Consider the following 17,964-nt stretch of genomic DNA (forward strand, 5'->3'; position numbering starts at 1 on the left):
CCCCCCCCCCCCCCGGGGGGGGGGGGGGGGGGGGGGGGGGGGGGGGGCGGCCCCCCCAAGGGGCCGGATCAGACTCCGCCGACTTAAGGCTTGGGCATGGTGGCGACCATGGACGGTCGCTGGCTCACGTCGAAATACCAGTTGGCCAGTTGCGGATTGGCGCTGCGCCAGTCCAGATCCGGATGACGCAGATCGATGTAACCCAGTGCACAAGCGACGCTGATCGCCGCCACGTCGAAGTGGCTGGTCAGCTCGGCAATGGCGTCACTTTCCAGATAGGCCAGGGCGCGACGAATCTTGTCGCGCTGGGCGTCGAGCCATTCATCCCAGTGCTTTTCCGGGGCGCGCAGCACCAGTTCGTAACGCACCATCACCGAGGCGTCCATGATCCCGTCGGCCATCGACGCCAGGGTCAGACGCCGCCAGCGGGCCGCACCTTCGCGGGGGATCAGCGGATTGCCGACGTGCTGCTGGTCGAGGTATTCGAGAATCACGCGACTGTCATGAATCACGCTGCCGTCGGCCAGACGCAGAGCCGGAATCTTGCCCAGCGGGTTGTCGGCGTTGAGCGCCGGATCCGGGCTGACCGGGCTGAGGACGCAGTCTTGCAGAGCGACGCGATCCTGCTGGCCGGTCTCGTGCAGCAGCACCATCACTTTGCGCACGAACGGGGAAAGCGTGTTGTGGTACAGGGTCATGCTGGGGGCGGACATTGGCAAACCTCGGTGGTCATCGAAGAGCAGGAGGTTAGCCTAGTCAGATACAGAGCGGCTGGCGAGGGATTTGCTGGTGTTCATCAGGCCGCCTTCGCGAGCAAGCCCGCTCCCACACTGGATCTGTTTCGTTCACAAATCCCCTGTGGGAGCGGGCTTGCTCGCGAAGAGGCCCTGTCAGGCAGCACAAAAATCACCCACGCGGCAGCAAGCCTCTTACGGCCAGAAACGCCGGGACACCCAGCCCGACCCAGCTCAACGCATCCCAGATTCCATCCCCCAACAACGCCGCGAACAGCCCCGCCGCACTCAGCAGCGCAATCACCAGCGGGGTGCTGAACACTTTCCAGAAACTCGACTGACGCGGCTTCATGCAGCAGCCTCCGCCGTCACCGGTTTCGCCGCTTTACGCCGCACCACCCAGAGGTACACGCCGCTGCCGAGCACGATGATGGTCAGCACGTCGAGGGTCGCCCAGAGGATTTTCATCGGCATGCCGCCGTAGTCGCCGAAGTGCAGCGGCTGTGACATGCCCATGGCGTCCATGTACCACGGGCGTTCACCGACGGCGGTGACTTGCAGGGTGCTGGCGTCGATCAGTACCGGCGTCAGCAGGTGCGAGGTCAGGTGCGTGCCGCCCTTCATGAAGACTGAATAATGATGCTCGCTGGAAAACCGCGTGCCGGGGAAAGCGATGAAATCCGGGTTCATGCCCGGCGCCACGTCGCGGGCGATGTCCAGCAGGCGGGTGGCCGGGGCCAGTCGGGTCAGCGGCGGGGCATCGCGGTAGGGCGCGACCATGGCGGTCAGCGTGTCATTGCGCCACGCGGCGATGATCAGATCGGCGCAGGCGCTGATTACTCCGGTGACGCCGACCACCAAGGCCCAGGTCAGGGTGACGACGCCGATCAGGTTGTGCAGATCGAGCCAGCGCAGGCGGGTGGACTTGTCCTGACGCACGGTGCCGAACGGCAAGCGGCGCATGAATGGCAGATACAGCACCGTGCCGGAAATGATCGCGACCACAAACAGCACGCCCATGAATGCCAGCAGCAACTTGCCCGGCAACCCGGCGAACATGTCGACGTGCAGGCGCAGGATGAACAGCATCAGGCCGCCATTGGCCGACGGGGTTTCCAGCGCTTCACCGGTACGCGCATCGAGCATGAAGGTGTGCGAAGAGTTCGGTTCGGTGCCGGCGGTTTTCGCCATGATCGTCAGCACGGCGTTGGGCTCGTCGTCTTCGAAACCGAAGTACTGCACCACTTCACCGGGGCGATGTTTTTCTGCGGCGTCGACCAGTTGCGCCAGATTCAGGCGCGGCGTGTCGGCGGGCATTTCGCGCACTTGCGGCGCATCGCCGAGCAGGTGCTCGATCTCGTGATGGAATATCAGCGGCAGGCCGGTCATTGCCAACAGCAGCAGAAACACGGTGCAGATCAGGCTGGTCCAGGTGTGGATGAACGACCAGCGGCGGATGGTTTTACTTTTCATTTCGTGACCTTCAAAAACACCAAAGCCGTCCCCGCAGGGACGGCCTGATGACAGGACCGGTTGGCACTCAGTCGCTTACCACTTGTAGGTGGCGCTGGCGACGACGCTACGCTGGTCGCCGTAGTAGCAGTAGAAGCCGTCGCAGGTGGAGATGTAGTCCTTGTCGAACAGGTTGGTAGCGTTGACGGCCAGCGACGCACCTTTGAGGCTGTTGTCCAGACGCCCGAGGTCGTAATGCACGGAGGCATCGAACACGGTGTAGGCATTGGCCTTGCCCAGCCAGGTGTTGCCCTGATCGCCATAGGTGTTGCCGGTGTAACGCACGCCACCGCCGATACCGAAGCCGTCAAGCACACCGCTGTGCCAGGTGTAATCAGTCCACAGCGAGGCTTGCTGGTTCGGCATCAGTTGCAGGCGGTTGCCTTTGTAGTCGCCTTTCTGCACTTCGGACTTGGCCAGGGTGTAGGCGGCAATCACTTTGAGGTTATCGGTGACGTCCGAGGTCGCCTCCAGTTCCAGGCCTTTGACTTTCACTTCGCCGGTCTGGCTGGTGATCGGGGTGTTGCCGACGGTGGTGGTGACCGCGACGTTTTTCTGCGTCAGGTCATACACGGCGGCGGTCAGCAAGGTTTTGCTGCCCGGTGGCTGGTACTTGACGCCCATTTCCCATTGCTTGCCTTCGGTCGGTTTCAGCGAACCGCTGGAGGAGGCGTCGGCGCCGGTGGTTGGCTGGAAGGATTCGGCGTAGGAAATGTACGGGACGAAGCCCGAGTCGAACACGTAGCTGAGCGCTGCGTTACCGCTGAAGTTCTTGTCGCGCTGGGTGTTGGTCGCGTCGGCCTTGTTGAAGAACGTGGTGCCGGTGTGGACCCAGTCTTCACGACCGCCCAGCGTCAGGCGCCATTGGTCGAGGGCCATCTGGTCCTGCACGTAAAGGCCGGTCTGGTAGGTCTTCTGGTCGTAGTCGTAATACGCCGTCGAGCGATCCGGACGAACGATCGGCTGGCCGTAGATCGGGTTCAGCACGTTGGTTTTCAGGCCGTCACCGTAGATCGACAGGTAGTTGGTGTTGCTGCGCTGGTGATCCAGCCCCAACAGCACGGTGTGGCGAATGTCACCGGTGGCGAAGTCGGCCTGGAAGTTGTTGTCTACCGCGAACTGGCTGATGTCTTCGTCAACGCTGGTGCTGGTGCGCCCGACGTTACCTTGATCGTCCACCATGGTGTACGGGTAAGAACCGACGGTCAGGGCCTGGAACGACAGGTCCGACTTGGTGTAACGCAGGTTCTGCTTGAACTGCCAGACATCGTTCAGCCGGTGTTCGAAGGCATAACCGAGCGCGTAGTAAGTGCGGTCGTAGTATTCCCAATCCGGATCGCCGAGATTTTTGTGGTGCGAGACACTACCGAACGGCATGTCGATCTTGGTGCCCTGCACCGGCAGGAACTGGCTGGTAATGCCGGTATCGTCGCGAGTGAACTGGCTCAGCAGGGTGAATTTGGTGTCGTCGTCGATGTTCCAGGTCAGGCTCGGCGCGATGTTGTAGCGCTTGTTGTCGATGTGGTCGATCTGGGTGCCGCTGTCACGCACCACGCCGCTGATGCCGTAGAGGAACTGGCCGGCGTCGTCGATCTTGCCGGTGCTGGCGAAGTTGATCTGACGGTGGTTGTCGCTGCCGTACTGCAACTGGATTTCGCTGCTGGCGTCGCTGCTCGGGCGTCGGCTGACCATGTCCAGCAGGCCGCCCGGCGGGGTCTGGCCGTAAACGGAAGAGGCCGGGCCACGCAGCAGGGCGAGACGGTCGAGGTTCCAGGTTTCCTGTTTCGGGTTGGCGTACACGCCTTTTGGCAGGGGCAGGCCGTCGAGGAACTGGGTCGGCTCGAAACCGCGCACGCGCAGCCAGTCGGCGCGGGTGTCGCTGCCGTAGCTGCTGGCGGTGATGCCTGGCATGTAGCGCACGGCGTCATCGAGGCTGTGCACGCTGCGATCGTCCATCTGCTGGCGGGTGGCGACCGAGATCGAGCGCGGTGCTTCGACCAGCGCAGTGTCGGTCTTGGTGCCGGCGGCGGTGCGGGTGGCGGTGTAGCCTTCGACCGGGCCCCAGGCGGTTTCCAGGTTTTCCACGCCGATGACTGCGGTTTCCGGCAGCGCCAGTGTCCCTTCCGGCACCGCCACCAGGGTGTAAGTGCCGGTGCTGCTTTGTTCCAGTTGCAGACCGGTGCCACGCAGGGCAGCACGCAGCGCACCGGCGGCATCATATTGGCCGCTGACCGGCGCGGAGGTCTTGCCCGCCGCCAGCGACGGATTCAGTGACAGCGCGAGGCCGCCCTGGCTGGCGATCTGGTTCAGGGTGGTCGACAGCGGCGCCGCCGGCAGGTTGTAGGCGCGGACGCTGGAGGCCTGTTCGGCGGCGAGCAACGGGCTGCCGATCAGCGGCGCGCTGAGGGCGATGGCGACGGCCAGCAGACTGGGGCGCAGCAAGGTGTCTAGCGAACGGGACATGCGAAGGCTCCTGAATGGAAATATTTCTCAATTGCCTGTGTGCCGGACGAGAATTGAAAAGTGATAGGGCTGGATGAAAATAATTTCGATTAACTGGGAGTGGGGCTGCTGATTCGGAATTTTCGAGTGCTGCGGGTGGCCCTATCGCGAGCAGGCTCACTCCTACAGGGGGAACGCATTCCTACTGTAGGAGTGAGCCTGCTCGCGATAGCTATTTTCCTGACAACGAATTTTTTAAGGCTTGGTATCAGCCTTCGCCACCGTGACCCAATACGGCGTGTGCTGCTCGATCTGCACCGGCAGGGTCGGCAGCAGGGCGCTCAGGGCCTTGTCGGTGTCGTGCAGCGGGAAGCTGCCGGTGATGCGCAGGTCAGCGACTTCCGGCGCCACGCCCAGATATCCGCGGCGATAACGAGCCAGTTCATGCACGAGGTCTGCGAGCCGCGCGTTGTCCACCACCAGCATGCCGCGGGTCCAGGCATCGGCGCCGGGCGTGAGCGCAGCGACTGTGTCGAGGCCGTCGTTGCGAATCAGCACTTGCTGGCCTTCGCGCAGGATCTGCTCTTCGGGGTGACTTTGTGGATGCGCCGCCACCGCCGATTGCAACACGCTCAGGCGCGTGCCTTGTTCCTCGCGCTTGACCAGAAACCGTGTGCCCAATGCGCGCATGCTGCCTTCGCGGGTTTCGACGATGAACGGCCGCGCATCGCCGTGACCGGTCTCGACCATGATCTCGCCTGCCTGCAACACGATCAGCCGCTGCCTGGCATCGAAACGCACATCCACCGCGCTGTGGGTGTTGAGGTTGAGCACGGTGCCATCGGCCAGGCGCACCGTACGCTGCTCGCCGGTGGCGGTGCGTTGATCGGCGAGCCAGTAATCCAGCGGCAAGTAGCGATCACCGGCAAACAACGCCAGACCGACGAGCGCCACCACGCTGGCCAATCCGCTGCCGAGCTTGCGCACGCGCCGCCGAATGCCTTCGCGCGATTGCAGCAGGGCCGCGCGGGCCGGGCCATTGGCGACGCTGAAGCGCTGATCGAGCATGCCCAACTGCCGCCAGGCGCGGGCGTGTTCTTCATTCGCTGCATGCCATTTGGCGAACTCCTCGCGCTCCAGCGGACTGCCGGAATCCAGCGACAACTGCCAGGCAATCGCCGCATCCAGCACCTGCGCGGAGACCGGTTTGGAGCTGGCCGGACTCATGTCGGCTCACCGTACAGGGCGATGTAGCACTGGCGGATGCCCTGCGCGAGGTACTGCCGCACACGGGGCACGGAGACGCCAAGCTTCTCGGCGATTTCAGCATGGCCGAGGCCGTCGAGGCGATTATAAAGGAAGGCGGCGCGGGCCTTGGTCGACAGCTTGCCGAGCAGGCGGTCGATAGCCTTGAGGTCTTCGAGGATCAGTTGCTGCTCTTCGACCGACGGTTGTTCGCCTTCGGGGATCAGCATCAGCTCGGCGAGGTAGGCCTGCTCCAGTGCGGCGCGGCGGAAGTAGTCGAACAGCAGGCCCTTGGCAATCGCCACCAGAAACGCCCGGGGTTCGCGCGGCGTCAGCAACTCATCGCGACTGAGCAGACGGACGAAGGTGTCCTGGCTCAGGTCTTCGGCCCGTTGCGGGCAAGCCACATTGCGCCGCAACCAACTCAGCAGCCAACCGCGATGGTCACGATACAACGCACCGACGAGTTCACTGTGAGGGCTTGGGACTGACGACACCAGACGCACCGATTGGGAAATGTTAACCAACGAGAATTGTTCGCGATTCTCGCAGAGGTGGGAATGGTTAGCAATTGGCCACTGGTCGGGTGGTATCAGCAGGACCGCGTCATCGTTCTTCGCGAGCAAGCCCGCTCCCACAGGGGGAATGCATTCCAGGGTGGGAGCGGGCTTGCTCGCGAAGGGGCCGGAGCAGGCGCCGAAAATCTACAAGGAAGGCGCCTGCTGTCGGCGCTTCCACTGACTCAAGCGTTGCTGCAGATTCAGCGGACTATGAATCTGCTGCTGTCGCGCGCGGCTGAACAGAATCAACGCCAGCTCTGCCGTGGCCAGCGCATCGGCACTCGCGTTGTGCCGCTCGAACACCTCCAGCCTGAACCAGTCGATCCATTCGTCCAGCCCGGCCTCGCGGATATTCGCCTGCGGATACAGCAGCGGCGCCATGTCCGCGACATCCAAAAACACGTTCTGCAGCTTGTAACCCAGGTGTTCCCGCAGCGCGCGCCCAAGCATGTGCTGATCGAAGGGCGCATGAAACGCCAGCACCGGGCTGTCATCGATAAATTCCATAAGCTCCAGCAACGCCTCGGCCGGGTCGCTGCCGGCGGCAATCGCGTTCGGCCCCAAGCCATGGATCAACACGCTCGGGCTGAGCTTCAGCTCCCGACATTGCAGAGTGCGCTCGAACTGCTGACTGAAGTCGATCGCGCCGTCTTCGATGACCACAGCACCGATCGACAGCACGCGATCCTTGTTCAGGTTCAGCCCGGTGGTTTCCAGATCGAGCACCACCCAGCGCTGTTCACGCAGGCTGCATTCTTTCAGTTCGCTGATCGCCGGCAGTTTTGCCAGACGTTGTTGCAGGTCTGCCGACAGCGGGGGGCTGGCCGGCCGCAGCCACGAGAACAGGCTCATAGCTGATACCGCAGGGCCAGGCTGCTTTGCAGGCGCTGCGCCTGGCGCAGGGATTCACGCAGGATGCGTCGGTCCAGATGATTGAGGCTGTCGGGATCGACCCGGTTCGACCATGGCAGATTCTCACGCGTCTGGATCTGATGCTGCTGCATGCGTGTCTGCTGGATGAAATGGTAGGCCTCTTCATACGCAGCGCCGTCGAGACGTTCGATCACCTCTTTTTCAACCAGTTGGCGCAAGCGTTCGAGGGTGTTGTTGGTTTCGATGCCATTGGCCAGTGCCAACAGGCGTGCGCCGTCGACGAAGGGCGTCAGGCCCTGAACCTTGAGATCAAGGGTGGCTTTCTCGCCGTTTTTGCGCGCCAGCACAAACTCGCGGAAACGCCCCACCGGCGGACGATTGCGCAGGGCGTTCTCGGCCAGCATGCGCTGGAACAAACGGTTGTCGCCGACCTGATCGAGAATCCCCCGGCGCAGTTGCGCGCAGCCTTTTTCGTCACCCCAGACCACTCGCAGGTCGAAGTAAATGCTCGAACCGAGCAGGTTCTCCGGCGTCGCCTCGCGGATGAACGCCGCAAAGCGCCGCGCCCATTCCGCCCGCGACAGACACAGTTCGGGGTTGCCGGCCATGATGTTGCCCTTGCACAGACTGAAGCCGCACTGCGCCAGGCTCTGGTTGATCTGCTGGGCGATTGGCAGCAGTTTGCCGCGAATCTCCGCCGCATGCGCCGCGTCCCGCGCTTCGAACAGAATGCCGTTGTCCTGATCGGTGTGCAGCGTCTGTTCGCGCCGGCCTTCGCTGCCGAAGCACAGCCAACTGAACGGCACGCCGGGGTCGCCTTTTTCGGCGAGGGTCAGTTCGATCACCCGGCACACGGTGTGGTCGTTGAGCAGGGTGATGATGTGGGTGATCTGCGTCGAAGACGCACCGTGGGCGAGCATGCGTTCGACCAGTTGGCCGATCTCGCCGCGCAGGCTCACCAGTTGCTCGATGCGCTGGGCACTGCGGATGGTCCGGGCCAGGTGCACCAGATCGACCCGTTGCAGCGAGAACAGGTCGCGCTCGGAAACCACGCCACACAGACGCTGATCCTTGACCAGACAAACGTGGGCGATGTGCCGTTCGGTCATGGCAATCGCCGCGTCGAATGCGCTGTGATCGGGCGACAGAAAAAACGGCGAACAGGTCATGTGTCGCTCGATGGTTTCGCTGAAATCACCGCTGCCATTGGCGACCACTTCGCGCAGATCGCGCAGGGTGAAAATCCCCAGCGGCGCCTTGTGTTCATCCACCGCGACGATGCTGCCGACCTGTTGCTCGTGCATCAGCTTCACCGCTTCGCGCAGTGGCGTGTCCAGGCTGCACGTCACCGGATGGCGCATCGCCAATTCGCCGAGGCGGGTGTTCAGCGAGTACTGGGTGCCGAGGGTTTCCACGGCTTTCTGCTGGACTTGCTGGTTGACCTGATCGAGCAGGCTGCTGACCCCGCGCAAAGCGAAATCACGGAAGCTGTTGGACAGGGCGAACAGTTTGATGAACGCCGGTTTGTTCAGTTGCAGGCAGAAGGTGTCTTCGCTGGCCAGATGTTCGGTGCGGGTCGCCCGCTCGCCAATCAGCGCGGCCAGCGGGAAGCATTCCCCGGTGGTGATCTCGAAGGTGGTTTCGGTGCCGGGCCGGGTGATGTGCTGGCGTTCGCCGACCACGCGACCCTGTTTGACGATGTAGAAATATTCGACCGGCCCGTCGGCGGGTTTGATGATGCTCTCGCCCTGGCCATAGAAACGCAGCTGACATTGTTCCACCAGATAAGCCAGGTGCGCGTGTTCCATCTGATTGAAGGGCGGGAAGCGCTGAAGGAATTGCAGGGTGCCCTGAATGTTCTGCAACACCGCGGTTTTCCCTGCCTGGGTGAAGGCGTCCGCTTTACTCATAACCATTACCGCAGTCTTTTTTGAATTGTTGTTGTCGGATCGTTGCAGCCATGGTCGGCCCCTGCGCGCGGGGTGCCCATTGGACGTAAGTCTAGGTTTGCGCTGCCGTTCGGCACATTTGGGAAGTGCCCTACAAAAACAGTCGGAAATTCTCCCGCCAGCCTCTTGGAAAAAAATCCGACGAAGTGCACATTGAAGCTCTGCTTAGCGATGTCTGACGACTGTGCCAGGTGACTGAATTGAAAACGTAGAGAATCCCATGTCCGACCACGATATTTTGAGCGACGCCGAGCGTGAAGCGCTCAGTGCTGTAATGCTCGAACCCGATCTGCCGCCGCAGCGTGTACTGATCGTCGATGACGACAAGGACGCCCGGGAGCTTTTGTCGGAGATACTCGCGTTGGATGGCATTCATTGCATGACCGCCGCCAGCGGTGAAACCGCGCTGAAGATGCTCGCGGAAAAACCCTCGATTGGATTGGTGATCACTGATCTGCGCATGGGCCACGTCGGTGGGCTGGATCTGATTCGGCAGGTGCGTGAGTCGGAGCGGGCGGCATTGCCGATCATCATTGTTTCCGGCGATGCCGATGTGAAGGACGCGATTGCCGCGATGCACCTGAGCGTGGTGGATTTTCTGCTCAAGCCGATTGATACGGCGAAGTTGCTGGGTCTGGTCAAACACGAATTGGGCATTGATCCGTAATCGTGTTTAGCCGCTACCCTTGTGGCGAGGGAGCTTGCTCCCGCTGGGCTGCGAAGCGGCCCCAAACCCTGCATCCACATCAATCCTGACACATCGCATTCGCTGAATTTACGACGGCTGCGCCGCCGAGCGGGAGCAAGCTCCCTCGCCACAGGGATTACTGCCTGCCTGGGATTTCAGTCCAAACAAAAAAGCCCTGATCGCAAGATCAGGGCTTTTTCATGTCCGCCTTTCAGCGCTAGTTACAGGCCGTTGGCCTTCTTGAACTCGCGACGACGACGGTGCAGTACCGGCTCGGTGTAGCCGTTCGGCTGTTTGGTGCCTTCGATCACCAGTTCGACCGCCGCCTGGAAGGCGATGTTGCTGTCGAAGTTCGGTGCCAGCGGACGGTACAGCGGGTCGTTCGCGTTCTGACGGTCGACCACCGGCGCCATGCGCTTGAGGCTTTCCATCACTTGCGCTTCGGTGACGATACCGTGGCGCAGCCAGTTGGCAATGTGCTGGCTGGAGATCCGCAGTGTTGCACGGTCTTCCATCAGGCCGACGTCATTGATGTCCGGCACCTTCGAGCAACCCACGCCCTGGTCGATCCAGCGCACCACGTAACCGAGAATGCCCTGGGCGTTGTTGTCCAGTTCGTTCTTGATCTGCTCAGGCGTCCAGCTTGGGTTGACCGCCAGCGGAATGGTCAGGATGTCGTCCACCGAAGCACGGGCACGCTTGGCCAGTTCGGCCTGACGGGCGAACACGTCGACCTTGTGGTAATGCAGCGCGTGCAGCGCAGCCGCGGTCGGCGATGGCACCCAGGCGGTGTTGGCACCGGCCAGCGGGTGAGCGATTTTCTGTTCGAGCATCGCCGCCATCAGGTCGGGCATCGCCCACATGCCTTTACCGATTTGCGCACGACCCTGCAGGCCGGTGCTCAGACCGATATCGACGTTCCAGTTTTCGTAGGCGCCGATCCACTTCTCGGCCTTCATGTCGGCCTTGCGCACCATCGGGCCGGCTTCCATGGAGGTGTGGATTTCGTCGCCGGTACGGTCGAGGAAACCGGTGTTGATGAACACCACGCGCTCGCTGGCAGCCTTGATGCAGGCCTTGAGGTTGACCGTGGTGCGGCGCTCCTCGTCCATGATCCCGACTTTCAGGGTGTTGCGCTTGAGGCCCAGTACATCTTCGATGCGACCGAACAACTCGTTGGTGAACGCCGCTTCTTCGGGGCCGTGCATCTTCGGTTTGACGATGTAGACCGAGCCGGTGCGGGTGTTCTTGCGCGAGGTGTTGCCGTTGAGGTTGTGCATCGCCGCCAGGCACGTCACCAGACCGTCGAGGATGCCTTCCGGCACTTCGTTGCCGTCCTTGTCCAGGATCGCGTCGATGGTCATCAGGTGACCGACGTTACGCACGAACAGCAGCGAGCGACCGTGCAGGGTCAGTTCACTGCCATCGACCTTGGTGTAGGTGCGATCCGGGTTCATGGTGCGGGTGAAGGTCTGGCCGCCCTTGGCGACTTCTTCGGACAGGTCGCCCTTCATCAGGCCGAGCCAGTTGCGGTAGATCACCACTTTGTCGTCGGCATCGACGGCGGCCACGGAGTCTTCGCAGTCCATGATGGTGGTCAGTGCCGCTTCCATCAGGATGTCTTTGACGCCGGCGGCATCGGTCTGGCCGACCGGGGTGCTGGCGTCGATCTGGATTTCGAAATGCAGGCCGTGGTTCTTCAGCAGGATCGCGATCGGGGCATTGGCATCGCCCTGGAAGCCGATCAGTTGTGCATCGTTGCGCAGGCCAGTGTTGCTGCCGCCCTCGAGGGTGACCAGCAGTTTGCCGTCAACGATCTTGTAAGCCGTCGAATCGACGTGGGAACCGGCAGCCAGGGGCGCCGCTTCGTCGAGGAACGCACGGGCGAAGGCGATGACTTTATCGCCACGCACCTTGTTGTAGCCTTTGCCTTTTTCCGCGCCACCGTCTTCGCTGATCGCGTCGGTGCCATAGAGGGCGTCGTACAGCGAACCCCAGCGGGCGTTCGAGGCGTTGAGGGCAAAGCGGGCGTTCATCACCGGCACCACGAGTTGCGGGCCGGCGGTACGGGCGATTTCATCATCGACATTTTGCGTCGTTGCCTGGAAATCAGCCGCTTCTGGCAGCAGATAACCGATTTCTTGCAGGAAGGCTTTGTAAGCCACGGCGTCGTGCGCCTGGCCGGCATGTTCCTGGTGCCAGGCATCAAGGCGAGCCTGGAAGTCATCGCGTTTGGCGAGTAGGGCTTTGTTCTTCGGCGCCAGGTCATGAATGACCTTGTCGGCACCTTCCCAGAATTTTTCGGCGGTGAGGCCGGTACCGGGAATGGCTTCGTTGTTCACGAAGTCGAACAGGACTTTGGCGACCTGCAGGCCACCGACTTGAACGTGTTCAGTCATTGCTTGCCTCACTCTGCTCAGCTATTTCGCTTTTCAGCTCTTCAATTTGACAATGAAGCCTCTGGCCATTTAAACCACAAACCTTCCGACCAGTACATGCCATTGCTGGCGGCTGGGCTGGGACCAATCAACGGCTTGGGGGCCTTGCTGACGGGGCTTTCAAGGTTGCGAACGTGCCTTGGGCAGACATCGATCCAGCGTTATGTAGTGCGCGCCGAGGCATACTACATGATGCGTTGCGCTTGTGAAAATCAGACTAATTACGTCGTTCTGCGACCTCATGACGCATTGCGGTCACGTCGCGGAACGGGATGTTCTCAAAAAACCATCGGATTGTTCCAGCTAAATATAAAAAGTTGTACACATAAATCCTGTGCGGCTTCCATTCAGCATCGCTGAGCCTGCATTTGTGGCGAGGGAGCTTGCTCCCGCTCGGGGGCGAAGCACCCGCAAAAGCTATGACTGACTGGAGAGGGCGTCCTGCGGCCGCCAGCGGGAGCAAGCTCCCTCGCCACAGGTGTTGTTCACTTGAGCATGGCGGCTGAATGTCGGTGCTTGCCTATACTTGCCTTTCTATAACAAAAGTCATGACAAGAGGGCGGCGCCATGGACCATCTCGTACTCACTGTGTTTGCCCCGGACAAGCCCGGGCAGGTCGAGCGCATCGCCCAATGCATCGCCGAACACGGCGGCAACTGGCTGGAAAGCCGCATGTCACGGATGGCCGGGCAGTTCGCCGGGATTCTGCGGGTGGGCGTACCGGCGGAGGCTTACGACGAATTAGTCGATGCCTTACAAGCACTGGCGGCACAGGGCATTCGCGTGCTGATCGCCGAGAGTGGCATCGAGCAGTCCTGCACCTGGAAACCAATCGCCATGGAGCTGGTGGGCAATGACCGCCCGGGCATCGTGCGCGACATCACCCGGTTGCTCAGCGAGCAGGGGGTGAACCTCGAACGGCTGGTGACCGAAGTGCGCCCGGCACCGATGAGCAGCGAGCCGTTGTTTCACGCCGAAGCGATTTTGGCGGTGCCGCTGACCCTGTCGCTGGACGTGCTGCAATCGCGGCTGGAAACCCTGGCCGATGATCTGATGGTCGAACTGGTGTTACGCACAGACCTTTAAGCGCCGCCGGGTTATCCAGTTTTAACGTGCACCTGCCTGTGGATAACCTGTAGAGACCGGGCGCAACGCCACGCCAGCCGTGGCTTGCAGCGTACTGATCAAAAAACCGTCAGCATTCAGTGACTTGCGCACAAACGGCGGGGATCACGCTGTGGATAACCTTGGGAAGGAACGTTGCAGGCCACGAGAACCGTGGCCTGCGAAGCTTTGTACGTTTTTTGATCAGCTGCGCCGACGTAAACTGATCACCGCATCGACGCTGTAAACGGCCAGACCGGCCCAGATGAAGATGAACGCGATCAGCGTGCTCGACGACAAATGCTCACCAAACAGCAGCACCGCCTGCAGCAGTACCAGCGTTGGCGCCAGGTATTGCAGGAAGCCGATGGTGGTGTAGGGCAAGTGCCGGGTAGCGGCGTTGAAGCACACCAGCGGCACCAGCGTGACCGGGCCGGCAGCCACCAGCCACCAGGCTTGGGAGGTGGTCCAGAACGCCGGTTGTGCGCTGGTTGCGGTCTGGTTGAACAGCAACCAGGCGAAGGCGATCGGCACCAGCATCCACGTTTCCACCACCAGCCCCGGCAAGGCCTTGACCGGCGCCTGTTTGCGGATCAAGCCGTAAAAACCGAAGGTCAGCGCCAGCACCAGCGACACCCACGGCAGACTGCCGACCTGCCACACCTGCTGCGCCACGCCGATGGCCGCCAGGCCCACCGCGACCCACTGCATGCGCCGCAGACGTTCGCCGAGAATCAGCATCCCCAGCAGCACGTTGACCAGCGGGTTGATGTAGTAACCAAGGCTCGCTTCGAGCATGCGCCCGTTGTTCACCGACCACACGTATGTCAGCCAGTTGGCCGCAATCAAGGTGCCACTCAAGGCCAGAATCGCCAGACGTTTCGGGTTGTCGAGCAACTCACGCAACCAACCGGGATGCTTCCACACCATCAGCAGCAAGGCGCCGAACAGCGCCGACCACAGCACGCGGTGAATGATGATCTCGACAGCGGGAACTTCGGCGATGGCTTTGAAGTAGATCGGGAACAGGCCCCAGATGATGTAGGCACTCAGGCCCAGAATGTACCCGCGACGCGGGTTGGCGGCTTGCATGCAGAATCCTTGCTTAGGCAGCTGACAAAGCAGGGATTGTAAGGAGATTTGGTGGCGAATGAGTTTTGAATTTGTGAACACTGGCCAAATGTGGGAGCGGGCTTGCTCGCGAATGCGGTGTATCAGCAGCAGAATAATTGCCTGACACACCGCCTTCGGGAGCAAGCCCCCTCCAACATGGTTTGTGGTGAATCAGAACAGTTTCAGGGGTTCTTCATTGAGCGCCGAAAGCTGTTCGCGCAACGCCAACACCTGATCGCCCCAATAACGCTCGGTGCCGAACCACGGAAAGCTGTGCGGGAACGCCGGGTCGTCCCAGCGCCGCGCCAGCCAGGCGCTGTAGTGCATCAGGCGCAGGGCGCGCAGCGGTTCGATCAGCGCCAGTTCACGGGGATCGAAGTCGTGGAATTCGTTGTAGCCGTCCATCAGTTCCGACAGTTGCCCCAGGCATTCCTGACGGTCGCCGGCGAGCATCATCCAGATGTCCTGCACGGCCGGACCCATGCGGCAGTCGTCGAGGTCGACGATGTGGAACATTTCATCGCGGCACATCATGTTGCCGGGGTGGCAGTCGCCGTGCATGCGAATGTTCTGGTGCGGCGTGGCGGCGTAGACGTCTTCGACACGCTTGAGCAAGTCGCGGGCCACGGACTCGTAGGCTGGCAGCAAGCTCTTGGGGATGAAGTTGCCTTCAAGCAATGTTGCCAGCGAGGCATGGCCGAAGTTCTGCACGCCGAGTGCTTCACGGTGTTCGAACGGCTTGGTCGCACCGACCGCATGAATGCGCCCGAGCAACTGGCCGAGGCGGTACAGCTGATCAAGGTTGCCTGGCTCCGGCGCGCGCCCCCCCCGACGGGGGAACAGGGTGAAGCGGAAACCCGCGTGTTCGTGCAGGGTCTGGCCGTTGTGGATCAGCGGCGCCACCACCGGGATTTCGACGTCGGCCAGTTCGAAGGTGAACTGGTGTTCTTCGAGGATGGCTTCGTTGGTCCAGCGCTGCGGGCGATAGAACTTGGCGATCAGCGGTTCGGAGTCTTCGATACCGACCTGGTAGACGCGGTTCTCATAGCTGTTGAGCGCGAGAATGCGCGCATCACTGAGAAACCCGATGCTTTCGACGGCATCGAGTACAAGGTCGGGGGTAAGGGTTTCAAACGGGTGGGCCATGCTGACTCCTGCGCGCAGCAGGCTGCCGCGTCCGGCCCAGCATGGTAGCGCAGACTGTGGAGGTTGAGGGTTTTGCCTTGAATAGTGGGCTGCCTGGAAGGGCCTCTTCGGGAGCAAGCCCCCTCCCACAGTGGATCTCCGGTGTGCCGACCATCTCATGCACTCAGCCGATCCAATGTGGGAGCGGGCTTGCTCGCGAAAGCGGTTTATCAGGCGCCGACGATTCCACCGTCTTCACGAGTAATCGCCATCACCGAAGACCGTGGCTTGCCATTCGGCAGATGCTCGGGGAAGGTTGAACCGCCGTTTTCGCCCGGGTGCTGAATCCCGACAAACAGGGTTTTCTGATCCGGCGAGAAGCTGATCCCGGTGACTTCGCAACCAATCGGCCCGACCATGAACCGGCGAATCTCGCCGGTCTTGGGATCGGCACAGAGCATCTGGTTGTTGCCCATCCCGGCGAAGTCGCCGGCGTTGCTCGAGTCGCCGTCAGTCAGAATCCACAAGCGCCCGGCCTTGTCGAAGCCCAGACCGTCCGGGCTGTTGAACATGTTCTGCGGGGTGATGTTCGACGAGCCGCCCTTCGGCGTGCCGGCATGCACACCCGGATTGCCGGCGACCACAAACAGATCCCAGGCAAACGTCTTCGACGCGTGATCGTCGCGGTCGGTGCGCCAGCGCAGGATCTGCCCGTAGACGTTCTTCGCGCGCGGGTTCGGCCCACCCACTGGCTGCCCGTCTTCGCCGCGCTTGGCGTTGTTGGTCAGGGTGCAATAAACCTGGCCGTCCTTCGGGCTGACCACGATCCACTCCGGGCGATCCATACGCGTGGCGCCGACCACACTGGCGGCGAGGCGGGCGTGGATCAGCACTTCGGCTTGATCGGCGAAACCGCTCGTGGCGTCGATGCCGTTCTTGCCGTGGGTCAGTTCGATCCACTGGCCCTGGCCTTTCGGGTGATCCGGGTTGCTGTCACCGTTATCGAACTTCGCCACGTACAGGGTGCCGTGGTCGAGGAGGTCGCGGTTGGCTTTCGGGTTGCGATGGTTGATGCGGTCACGGCTGACGAACTTATAGATGAACTCGCCGCGTTCGTCGTCGCCCATGTACACCACGGCGCGACCGTCATCGGTCTCGGCGAGGGCGGCGTTTTCATGTTTGAAGCGGCCGAGCGCGGTGCGCTTGACCGGGGTCGATTGCGGATCGAACGGATCGATCTCGACCACCCAGCCGTGACGGTTGAGTTCGTTGGGATTCTTCGCCATGTCAAAGCGCGGGTCGAACGGGTGCCAGTTGATTTCACGGCTGGCGGCCGACACGCCGTAGCGCTTTTGCGCCGGGTCGAACTGCTGCTGAGCGTTGCTGCTGCCGAAGCAGTCGGTGAAGTTCTCTTCGCAGGTCAGATAGGTGCCCCACGGTGTCTTGCCGTTGGCGCAGTTCTGGAAGGTGCCAAGGACCTTTTTGCCGTGCTTGTCGGCGGCCGTCTTCATCAGCTCGTGACCAGCCGCCGGGCCACTGATGCGCAGCGGCGAGTTGCCATGGATGCGGCGGTTGTAGCGCGAGCCCTGGACGAACTGCCATTGGCCGTTCTTGCGCTGCACTTCGATCACCGAAACCCCTTCGCAGGCCAGCGCCTTGCGCACGTCTTCGGCCGATTGCGGCATGCCGCCGTGCGGGTAGAGGTAGCGGTAGTTGGTGTATTCGTTGTTGATCGCCATCAACGCACGGTTTCGGTCGTCGGGGAATTCGAACAGGCTCATGCCGTCGTTGTTGTCGCCGAACTGCACTTCCTGGGCGGCGGCGGTGCCATTGCCGCTCGGGTCGAATGCCGGGCCGTTCTTGTGCAATGGCTGACCCCAACTGATCAGCACCGAGGACTTGTAGCCCTTGGGCAGGCTGATGACGTCGGTGGTCGCGGCGGGAATGCTCTCGAAACCGAGCAGGCGGCTATTGCCGGCGCTGATGCCGGTGGCCAGCGCGCTACGGCTCAGCAGGTTGCCGCCGAGGAACATGGCGGCGCCGCACAGTGCCCCGGCGCTGATGAAACCGCGACGGCTGAGGCCGACCATTTTTTCCAGATCAGTCGATTGGTTTTCTTCTAATAGGCTCACATCAGGCTCCCTGCTTGGTTTTGGCAGCAACCTTAATGGGGGGCGATGA

The 17,964-nt window shown here is 61.8% G+C and carries 14 protein-coding genes; 2 read left to right on the forward strand and 12 right to left on the reverse strand.

Features of this window, described 5'->3' with window-relative positions; all coding sequences use genetic code 11:
- Positions 1-83: 83 nt before the first annotated feature.
- From NTD85_RS23425 to NTD85_RS23460, 8 genes are all read right to left on the reverse strand, one after another.
- A complete protein-coding gene (locus tag NTD85_RS23425) occupies positions 84-713 on the reverse strand; it encodes a glutathione S-transferase (RefSeq protein ID WP_103486436.1) in 630 nt (209 codons plus the stop codon).
- A gap of 193 nt (positions 714-906) precedes the next feature.
- The gene (locus NTD85_RS23430) at positions 907-1,086 is read right to left on the reverse strand and encodes a hypothetical protein (RefSeq protein ID WP_003228937.1); all 180 of its coding nucleotides are present in this window, start codon (positions 1,084-1,086) and stop codon (positions 907-909) included.
- The gene (locus NTD85_RS23435; protein ID WP_262143325.1) at positions 1,083-2,207 is read right to left on the reverse strand and encodes a PepSY-associated TM helix domain-containing protein; all 1,125 of its coding nucleotides are present in this window, start codon (positions 2,205-2,207) and stop codon (positions 1,083-1,085) included. Before NTD85_RS23435 ends, NTD85_RS23430 begins: the two co-directional genes overlap by 4 nt.
- Before the next feature lie 75 nt (positions 2,208-2,282).
- Positions 2,283-4,709, reverse strand: coding sequence for a TonB-dependent siderophore receptor (locus NTD85_RS23440; RefSeq protein WP_262143326.1), 2,427 nt, complete (start codon positions 4,707-4,709; stop codon positions 2,283-2,285).
- Between the two features lie 234 nt (positions 4,710-4,943).
- Positions 4,944-5,915, reverse strand: a complete 972-nt coding sequence (locus NTD85_RS23445; protein ID WP_201136409.1) for a FecR domain-containing protein — start codon at positions 5,913-5,915, stop codon at positions 4,944-4,946.
- Positions 5,912-6,430 carry an RNA polymerase sigma factor gene (locus NTD85_RS23450; RefSeq protein WP_262143362.1) on the reverse strand — a complete coding sequence of 173 codons (519 nt, stop codon included), beginning with the start codon at positions 6,428-6,430 and terminating at the stop codon, positions 5,912-5,914. Before NTD85_RS23450 ends, NTD85_RS23445 begins: the two co-directional genes overlap by 4 nt.
- A 207-nt stretch (positions 6,431-6,637) precedes the next feature.
- The gene (locus tag NTD85_RS23455) at positions 6,638-7,345 is read right to left on the reverse strand and encodes a PolC-type DNA polymerase III (protein ID WP_262143327.1); all 708 of its coding nucleotides are present in this window, start codon (positions 7,343-7,345) and stop codon (positions 6,638-6,640) included.
- Positions 7,342-9,276 (reverse strand): DUF294 nucleotidyltransferase-like domain-containing protein, encoded by a 1,935-nt coding sequence (locus NTD85_RS23460; protein WP_315975171.1) that lies wholly within the window; start codon positions 9,274-9,276, stop codon positions 7,342-7,344. The genes NTD85_RS23455 and NTD85_RS23460 overlap by 4 nt, the downstream gene beginning before the upstream one ends.
- A gap of 259 nt (positions 9,277-9,535) precedes the next feature.
- Between NTD85_RS23460 and NTD85_RS23465 the strand changes: the two genes are divergently transcribed.
- Positions 9,536-9,982: a response regulator gene (locus NTD85_RS23465; RefSeq protein WP_003228923.1), complete on the forward strand. Its 447-nt coding sequence runs from the start codon at positions 9,536-9,538 to the stop codon at positions 9,980-9,982.
- A 242-nt stretch (positions 9,983-10,224) separates the two neighbouring features.
- On the opposite strand, the gene NTD85_RS23470 is transcribed toward NTD85_RS23465, so the two are convergent.
- Complete coding sequence (locus NTD85_RS23470; protein WP_262143328.1) at positions 10,225-12,402, reverse strand: malate synthase G; 2,178 nt, start codon at positions 12,400-12,402, stop codon at positions 10,225-10,227.
- Positions 12,403-13,008: 606 nt separating this feature from the next.
- Between NTD85_RS23470 and NTD85_RS23475 the strand changes: the two genes are divergently transcribed.
- Positions 13,009-13,527 (forward strand): glycine cleavage system protein R, encoded by a 519-nt coding sequence (locus NTD85_RS23475; protein WP_003228919.1) that lies wholly within the window; start codon positions 13,009-13,011, stop codon positions 13,525-13,527.
- A gap of 222 nt (positions 13,528-13,749) precedes the next feature.
- Here NTD85_RS23475 and rarD read toward each other — a convergent pair whose 3' ends face one another.
- The 3 genes from rarD to NTD85_RS23490 form a co-directional block, all read right to left on the reverse strand.
- On the reverse strand, positions 13,750-14,637 hold the full coding sequence (rarD, locus tag NTD85_RS23480; RefSeq protein ID WP_103522066.1) for an EamA family transporter RarD: 888 nt from the start codon (positions 14,635-14,637) through the stop codon (positions 13,750-13,752).
- A 192-nt stretch (positions 14,638-14,829) separates the two neighbouring features.
- Positions 14,830-15,804 (reverse strand): serine/threonine protein kinase, encoded by a 975-nt coding sequence (locus NTD85_RS23485; RefSeq protein WP_027610685.1) that lies wholly within the window; start codon positions 15,802-15,804, stop codon positions 14,830-14,832.
- Between the two features lie 209 nt (positions 15,805-16,013).
- Positions 16,014-17,915: a PhoX family protein gene (locus tag NTD85_RS23490; RefSeq protein WP_262143329.1), complete on the reverse strand. Its 1,902-nt coding sequence runs from the start codon at positions 17,913-17,915 to the stop codon at positions 16,014-16,016.
- Between the last annotated feature and the right edge of the window lie 49 nt (positions 17,916-17,964).

The sequence above is a fragment of the Pseudomonas sp. 13B_3.2_Bac1 genome (assembly GCF_025466205.1).
GTDB classification, from domain to species: Bacteria; Pseudomonadota; Gammaproteobacteria; order Pseudomonadales; family Pseudomonadaceae; genus Aquipseudomonas; species Aquipseudomonas fluorescens_H.

Coding starts and splice junctions, on each gene's coding strand:
- NTD85_RS23425 (WP_103486436.1), bottom strand. CDS start 713: ATGTCCGCCCCCAGCATGACCCTGTACCACAACACGCTTTCCCCGTTC.
- NTD85_RS23430 (WP_003228937.1), bottom strand. CDS start 1,086: ATGAAGCCGCGTCAGTCGAGTTTCTGGAAAGTGTTCAGCACCCCGCTG.
- NTD85_RS23435 (WP_262143325.1), bottom strand. CDS start 2,207: ATGAAAAGTAAAACCATCCGCCGCTGGTCGTTCATCCACACCTGGACC.
- NTD85_RS23440 (WP_262143326.1), bottom strand. CDS start 4,709: ATGTCCCGTTCGCTAGACACCTTGCTGCGCCCCAGTCTGCTGGCCGTC.
- NTD85_RS23445 (WP_201136409.1), bottom strand. CDS start 5,915: ATGAGTCCGGCCAGCTCCAAACCGGTCTCCGCGCAGGTGCTGGATGCG.
- NTD85_RS23455 (WP_262143327.1), bottom strand. CDS start 7,345: ATGAGCCTGTTCTCGTGGCTGCGGCCGGCCAGCCCCCCGCTGTCGGCA.
- NTD85_RS23460 (WP_315975171.1), bottom strand. CDS start 9,276: ATGAGTAAAGCGGACGCCTTCACCCAGGCAGGGAAAACCGCGGTGTTG.
- NTD85_RS23465 (WP_003228923.1), top strand. CDS start 9,536: ATGTCCGACCACGATATTTTGAGCGACGCCGAGCGTGAAGCGCTCAGT.
- NTD85_RS23470 (WP_262143328.1), bottom strand. CDS start 12,402: ATGACTGAACACGTTCAAGTCGGTGGCCTGCAGGTCGCCAAAGTCCTG.
- NTD85_RS23475 (WP_003228919.1), top strand. CDS start 13,009: ATGGACCATCTCGTACTCACTGTGTTTGCCCCGGACAAGCCCGGGCAG.
- rarD (WP_103522066.1), bottom strand. CDS start 14,637: ATGCAAGCCGCCAACCCGCGTCGCGGGTACATTCTGGGCCTGAGTGCC.
- NTD85_RS23485 (WP_027610685.1), bottom strand. CDS start 15,804: ATGGCCCACCCGTTTGAAACCCTTACCCCCGACCTTGTACTCGATGCC.